The 2,995-nt window shown below is 71.0% G+C and carries 3 protein-coding genes; 1 reads left to right on the plus strand and 2 read right to left on the minus strand.

All coding sequences use genetic code 11. The features are described 5' to 3' along the window. Positions 1–1,076: MFS transporter (locus tag AB0G02_RS33500; RefSeq protein ID WP_360802365.1), on the minus strand; the 1,076-nt coding region annotated here is incomplete at its 3' end. Between the two features lie 78 nt (positions 1,077–1,154). On the opposite strand from AB0G02_RS33500, the gene AB0G02_RS33505 reads away from it, so the two are divergent. Continuing rightward, positions 1,155–2,708, plus strand: coding sequence for an amino acid adenylation domain-containing protein (locus AB0G02_RS33505; protein WP_360802368.1), 1,554 nt, complete (start codon positions 1,155–1,157; stop codon positions 2,706–2,708). 5 nt (positions 2,709–2,713) lie between these two features. On the opposite strand, the gene AB0G02_RS33510 is transcribed toward AB0G02_RS33505, so the two are convergent. After that, a partial coding sequence (locus AB0G02_RS33510; protein WP_360802371.1) for an aldo/keto reductase occupies positions 2,714–2,995 on the minus strand: 282 nt, incomplete at its 5' end.

Raw genomic sequence — 2,995 nt, forward strand, 5'->3', positions numbered from 1 at the left:
TGGATGTCGGAGTAGCAGACCTCGGCCTTGTTGCGCTCCTCGTAGTCCGGCGCGCTGCGGCCCCACTGGTCGAACTCCGGCCCGGTGCAGTGGGTCTGCACGCTCGTGGCCCACATCACTGACCAGAACGCCCACGCGACGCCGCCGACGAAGTGCGCCAACAGCAGCAGCGGGATTCCGGCGTGCACCGCGATCGACAGCGGGATGAGGCCGTAGAGGGTCATCGCCAGCGCGCCGGCCGCGAGTGGTCTGGTCGGGCTGAACCGCAGGGCGAGCAGGCCTCCGACCACCGTCCCCGCACCGTTCGCGCTCAACGCGATGCCGTAGGCGTATGCGCCGAACTGGGAGGTCACCACACCGGAACCCAGCGGTACGAGCGGGCCGAACAGCAGCACCCCGAACAGCGCCCAGACCAGGATGACGCTCCACATCCAGGTTCGCGCCCGGAACTCGTGCCAACCGGTCCGCAGGTCGACGCGCAGTGAGACGACCTTGGCCACCAACGGGATCGGGGGTAGCCGCAACGCGAGGAGGCATCCGGCGCTGATCGCGAACGTGGCGGCGTTGACCGTGTAGACGGTACCGGGGCCGAACAGGGCGATCAGCGTGGCGGCCAGCGCGGGGCCGAGCAGTTCCGCCACCGCGCCGGCGACCCGCAACGCCGCGTTCGCGCGCTGCAGATCGCTCGCCACCTGCGGCACCATGCTCGCGAGACCGGGTTGGAACATGGCTGCCGCCGCGCCCGCGACGGCCGACATCGCGATCAGCAACCACAGCGGTGCCGCGTGGATGAACAACGCGATCGCGACGACCAGTTGGGTGCCGATCCTGATGACGTCCGCGCCGACCATCATGCGCCGCGCGGTGAACCGGTCGGCGAACACGCCGCCGAACAGCACCAGCAAGCCGAACGGCGTCATCCACGCCGCCAGCACGATGCCGACGCCGGTATTGCCGTAGCCCACCTCGCGGACCGCGAGCGTCACCGAGACCGGGATCATCGCGTCGCCGACTAGTGCCACCGCGCGGGCGACGAAGTACAGGACGAAATTGCGCTGCCACAGTCCGGAAGGCACGTCCCGCGACCTCCATTCGAGTGAATCCTTTGGCAGGCAAGGGTTTTTGAACGCACACCGGTCCAGTAGGCTCGGCTCGTGGACCGAAACGGGGGAACAGGGATACGCTCCGGTGCAGTCCTGCCGGATATCGTCACGTCGTCCGCGCACCGGTTCGGCGACCGGCTGGCACTGGTCTTCGACCACGGTTCGCTCACCTACCGGGACTTCGCGTCGTGCGTCGACGCGTTGGCGCACACGTTGGCGCGCGCGGGGGTGGCACCTGGGCAACGCGTGGCGCTGTGCTGTCGGCGCGGTCCGCTCGTGCCTGTCGCCATCGCCGCGGTGGTGCGGCTGGGGTGCGCCTACGTCCCGCTCGACCCCGGCTACCCGGCCGAGCGGTTGCGATTCCTGCTCGCCGACGCCGGGGTGCACATCGCCCTGTGCGACGACGCCGGGAGCGCGGCGCTCACCGGCGCCGACGTGCCCACGATCGGCATCACGCCGGACGTGCTCGACGCCCGCCACGGCGGTAGCGGCCTGCCGGCGCTCCCGGTGTGCGCCGATCCCGCGTACGTGATCTACACGTCGGGTTCGTCCGGATTCCCCAAGGGGGTCGCGGTCAGTCACGACAACGTGGTGGCATTGCTGGAGGGTCTGCTGCCGCTGTTCGACGACGGTCCGCAGACCTGGCCGCTCCAGCACTCCCCGGTCTTCGACGTCAGCGTCTGGGAGCTGTGGGGCGGTCTCGCCTCCGGAGCCACGCTGCTCGTCACCGATGAGAACACCGCGCGGGACGCCGAACTGCTCGCCGAACTGCTGGTGCGCGGCGGGGCGACCGTCCTGCACGTCGTGGCGAGCGTCTTCCGCCACCTGGCGGACGTGGTCAGCGAGGAACGGCTCCAGGTGCCGCTGCGGCGGGTGGTGTTCGCGGGCGAGCGCATCAACGTCTCGGCCCTGGAGGTGTGGGAGCGCAGCCAGCTCGTGCTGCCCGCCTGGTACAACCTCTACGGTCCTACGGAGACGACGGTGTACTCGTCGGCCAACGAGGTCACCGTCGCCGGCCTGCGCGGTGGACCGCGCCCGGACCCGATCGGCTACCCGCTGCCACACGCGCCGACGGCGGTGCTCGACGACTCGCTGCGGCCGGTGGCTCCCGGCGAGGTCGGCGAGCTGGTCATCGGCGGCAGGCACGTGGCGCTCGGGTACGTGAACCGGCCGGAGCTCACCGCCGAGCGGTTCACGACGGTGCCCGGGCGGGAGGGGATCTGGTACCGCAGCGGCGATCTGGGCGTGGCCGATGCCGACGGGCTGTTGTACTTCGTCGGCAGGCGCGACGGCCAGGTGAAGGTGCACGGCATCCGGGTCGAGTTGGGAGAGGTCGAGTACGCGTTGCGCCGGCTCGATCTCGTGCGGGACGCCGCGGTGGTCGTGCGGGACTCGGCCCGCGGTGAGGCGATGCTGATCGCGTGCGTGGTGGTCGCGCCCGGCCTCGACGCGGTCGAGTCGTTGCCGGAGCAGGTGGTGAGCGCCCTGCGGGCCGTGCTCCCCGAGCACCTGGTGCCGCACCGGGTGGACGTGGTCGACGACCTGCCGCGCACGATCGCCGGGAAACTGGACCGGGCCGCGCTGGCCGCGACGCTCGCCGGGTGACGGGTTCATCCGGTCGCGGCCACGTCAGTGTGCACGCACCCGGCGAACAGCTTGTCGATCAGTTCGAGAGTCGCCGCGCTCAGGAACACCCCGGCGGCCCCGGCGTTCTCCCGCACCTGCTCCGGTGACGAGATGCCGACGAGGGTCGAGGACACCCCGGGCCGGTGCAGCACCCAGGCCAGGGCGAGCTGCGCGCAGGTGAGTCCCCGCCTGCGCGCCAGCCGGTCGAACAGCGCGACCCTGTCCAGCACCTCGTCGAGCATCAGGTGGTCCATCAGGGACCGCCG

Origin of the sequence: Actinosynnema sp. NPDC023658 (assembly GCF_040639995.1) — a bacterium.
Taxonomy (GTDB): domain Bacteria; phylum Actinomycetota; class Actinomycetes; order Mycobacteriales; family Pseudonocardiaceae; genus Actinosynnema.